The following is a 2,896-nucleotide window of genomic DNA, read 5'->3' as shown; positions in this document are numbered from 1 at the left end:
GGCCATCGGCTTCCGTTTTATTCCAGGCATTCACATCACCAGCCAGCAAATTCACATCAGCGGAAAGCGGCTGACCGTTAATTTTGATAGAGCGCATCGCATATTTTTGGGCCGCTTGTGCATCCGTCAGCGCCCCAATATTGGCCGATGATAAATTAATATCGCCGGTGCCATCAAAGGCGACACCGTTAATCTTGCGGGCTGTTGCCAGTTTTGTTGCCGCCACTGCCGTTCCGCCAGTGGGTAACGCCCCAACCGATTCTGGCGTCGGGCGGATTAACTTCCCTGTAGGCTTTGCCATTAATTACCTCACAAACTCAATTGATACCACATCCGTGCTTTTAACCGCTTCGGCCAGATACACCGTATTGGCTTCGACGGTGTAGGCATATCCCAGCGGTTGACCGACACCGTTAAGGTGCACAGAAATCACATTGACATTGCCCACCGCAAAAGACGTTTCACCGCCTTTAACGGCTGGGCGTAAATTCTCAATCACCAGTGAAGCGTTATCGCCCTTTGCGCCATCGTTAACATTGAAAGAAATGGCGGGTAACGATTTGCCATCACTGGTTTTAAAAATGAGCGAAACAGTACGCCCAGCGGCCATGTATTACCTCACGCGTTTTCTTTGATTGTTACCTCAACGCCGGTAATGCTGACGCTGTTATCACCTTTAGCCCCCTTATTCTCTGTCACATATTGCGCTTCGGTTTTATTGGCGTTCCCGGCCTGTGCTTTCCAGACTTCATAAGCGCTTGCACCGTCAGAAACGTCGAATGCAGCAGGTAACGTTTTTCCGTCTGAGGTTTTAAAATTTAATGTGACTGTGCGTTTAGCTGGCATAATTCCCTTCCTTGTTTAAAAACTTAATTACTGACTTCAATCCCGGTGATTTTCTGCAACACGCTTTCCGGCAAAAAAAGCCCCACATCCGTTCCGGCTGCAATCAGGTTATTTTTATCGCTGCTTAAAAAATTGTTGCCGGTTAGCCCTCTAACCTCTGCCCGCAATTTATCGATTTCATATAACAGCGCGTTGGTTTCGCTATCGTTTGTTAATGCCCCTTGCGTTGACAACGGCACATTAAAAACCACATTCACAAAATCACCTTTTAGTAAGGCTTCGGCAAACGTGATGGTGTTTTCTTCCAGCGAATACGAGTAATTCAGCGCCTGTTCAACCCCGTTAATAAAAATCATGCAGGCATTGAGCGTATACGGCGGGGATAGGGTTAATTCGTCCCCTTTCGCCGTGTACTGCCAGGCTGATAAATCCGTTTTGATGGCATAGCGCGTTTTAATGTCGTCAATATCCCGATCGTAACGCGCGCCCAATACCCGCAAATCAGTGACATTACCGGACGCGTCAATACTGGCAATCGGAGCCACATAATGCGCAAAACCCGCCGCATCAATGTAGTTTTTCAGATCGTTGGCGGCACGCAGCGTAACCGCCGTTTGCCATTTACCCACCACGCTGCCCTGGTAGCTGAAATCGGCATAGAGTTTGGTTGAGCGTAGCCCGTTAAGCGTTTGCTCTTGCGTTAGTTCGCCACGCAGCCCGCCGACATAACCGATCCCTTTTCTGACCGTGTATTGCTCACCCGCGCGCACCACCTCAAAGCCAGCGGCCAAAAATGCCGCATTGCCGAACGTGTCCAGGGTGATCAGACGCTGCATTTCATCAATACCCGCCAGGCGGGCAGAGAAATCAATTTGCCAGGTCTGCGCAGAGACATTGATTTGCGTCGCTTCTGCTGCGCCATCAAACTGCATCGACAGGTTGCGCGTCAGGCTATTGCCTTGCTGGCCGTTCTTTGTCTTGAGTTTCTGCTGAGTGCGAACGTGGACAATCATCAGCACGGTATTGGTTTTACTGTCAGCCAACCCGATCCAGTTGTAATCCCAATCGCCCACGCTGGTATCCAGCACCACCGAGTAAACCACCGCGTTATCATTCAGGACGCCATATTGCGTAATATCCGGCGCGTTTTTAATCATCGCGGCGGCGGGCATCCCTTCATCACGGCTGATCGGCTGATTTTCATCCTGTCCGGGGATCAGCCCAAAAATAATCTTGTCAGGTACGGCGGGTTTCCCGTCCAGAACCTTGTTCACATTCCACGCCTCAAACGCGCGGGTCACAATGCTTTGGGCCATATCCTTTCCCTTTAAATACTGGCGGTGTGGTAGTCCGTTACCGCTGAAAAATCCGGCGCACTCGTCACCTGCGTTAACATCACCAGGCCGTGCAGGGTATCCGTAGCCGCAGAAAAATATTCCGCATCATGCGAAAACGCCCCGGCATGAACCTGCGTGCGTGTCTCATTGAGCACATCAAAGTTATAGCGGCGACAGGTACGGCCATACTGACGCACCAGATTCATCATTAACGCGTTATAGGTACTCAACTGCTCGTCGTTGATACCAACCAGAATCACGTCCCAATCGTAGCCCGGTTGCCGTTCCTGCAACTGCACCGCACCCACGCCCAGCCGTTCAAAGATGGCGATAAATCCGGCTTTGCTGCCCGCATCCACCGCGTTGATAAACGCGTGCTTTACCCGTTTGCGGTACAGGCTGATCGGCTCACCGTTAAAGCGTTCGATATCGCGCTGATACGCCAGCACGTCAAGCAGCGGCAACGGGCAGGTTTCCGCATCCCACTGCTGGAGTGGCCAGCGCAACCAGTCGCCCACCTGCTGCCAGTGGTGGCGGGCCGCTCGTAACAGGCTGGCCGGTTCGCCCCTGTCCATCCATGATGGCAGGCGCAGGCTATCCAGCCGCTGCTTAAAATCAGGCATTGGCTCACATCACCGATAACGACGCCAGACGCGGCACGCTCAGATCGCTAACGATATCGTCCAGCGAAAAATGCAACGAATCGATCAGGG

General features: G+C 52.0%; 4 protein-coding genes and 1 pseudogene. All 5 read right to left on the bottom strand.

Annotation, left to right across the window (positions count from 1 at the left end):
* Nucleotides 1-301: pseudogene (locus J5224_RS24505) on the bottom strand (hypothetical protein); the annotation flags it as partial.
* Between the two features lie 3 nt (nt 302-304).
* Complete coding sequence (locus tag J5224_RS24500) at nt 305-610, bottom strand: hypothetical protein (RefSeq protein WP_264627829.1); 306 nt, start codon at nt 608-610, stop codon at nt 305-307.
* 8 nt (nt 611-618) lie between these two features.
* On the bottom strand, nt 619-846 hold the full coding sequence (locus J5224_RS24495) for a hypothetical protein (RefSeq protein ID WP_264627828.1): 228 nt from the start codon (nt 844-846) through the stop codon (nt 619-621).
* 23 nt (nt 847-869) lie between these two features.
* Nucleotides 870-2,162 carry a phage tail protein gene (locus tag J5224_RS24490; RefSeq protein WP_264627827.1) on the bottom strand — a complete coding sequence of 431 codons (1,293 nt, stop codon included), beginning with the start codon at nt 2,160-2,162 and terminating at the stop codon, nt 870-872.
* 11 nt (nt 2,163-2,173) lie between these two features.
* On the bottom strand, nt 2,174-2,806 hold the full coding sequence (locus tag J5224_RS24485; protein ID WP_264627826.1) for a phage tail protein: 633 nt from the start codon (nt 2,804-2,806) through the stop codon (nt 2,174-2,176).
* Between the last annotated feature and the right edge of the window lie 90 nt (nt 2,807-2,896).

This window comes from Candidatus Symbiopectobacterium sp. NZEC135 (assembly GCF_025962695.1).
The sequence above is the reverse complement of the archived record's forward strand: the minus strand, read 5'-3'. Positions and strand labels throughout refer to the sequence as shown.

Excerpts from the sequence above, each read along its gene's own strand:
- J5224_RS24485 (WP_264627826.1), bottom strand. The coding sequence starts at position 2,806 with ATGCCTGATTTTAAGCAGCGGCTGGATAGCCTGCGCCTGCCATCATGG.
- J5224_RS24490 (WP_264627827.1), bottom strand. The coding sequence starts at position 2,162 with ATGGCCCAAAGCATTGTGACCCGCGCGTTTGAGGCGTGGAATGTGAAC.
- J5224_RS24495 (WP_264627828.1), bottom strand. The coding sequence starts at position 846 with ATGCCAGCTAAACGCACAGTCACATTAAATTTTAAAACCTCAGACGGA.
- J5224_RS24500 (WP_264627829.1), bottom strand. The coding sequence starts at position 610 with ATGGCCGCTGGGCGTACTGTTTCGCTCATTTTTAAAACCAGTGATGGC.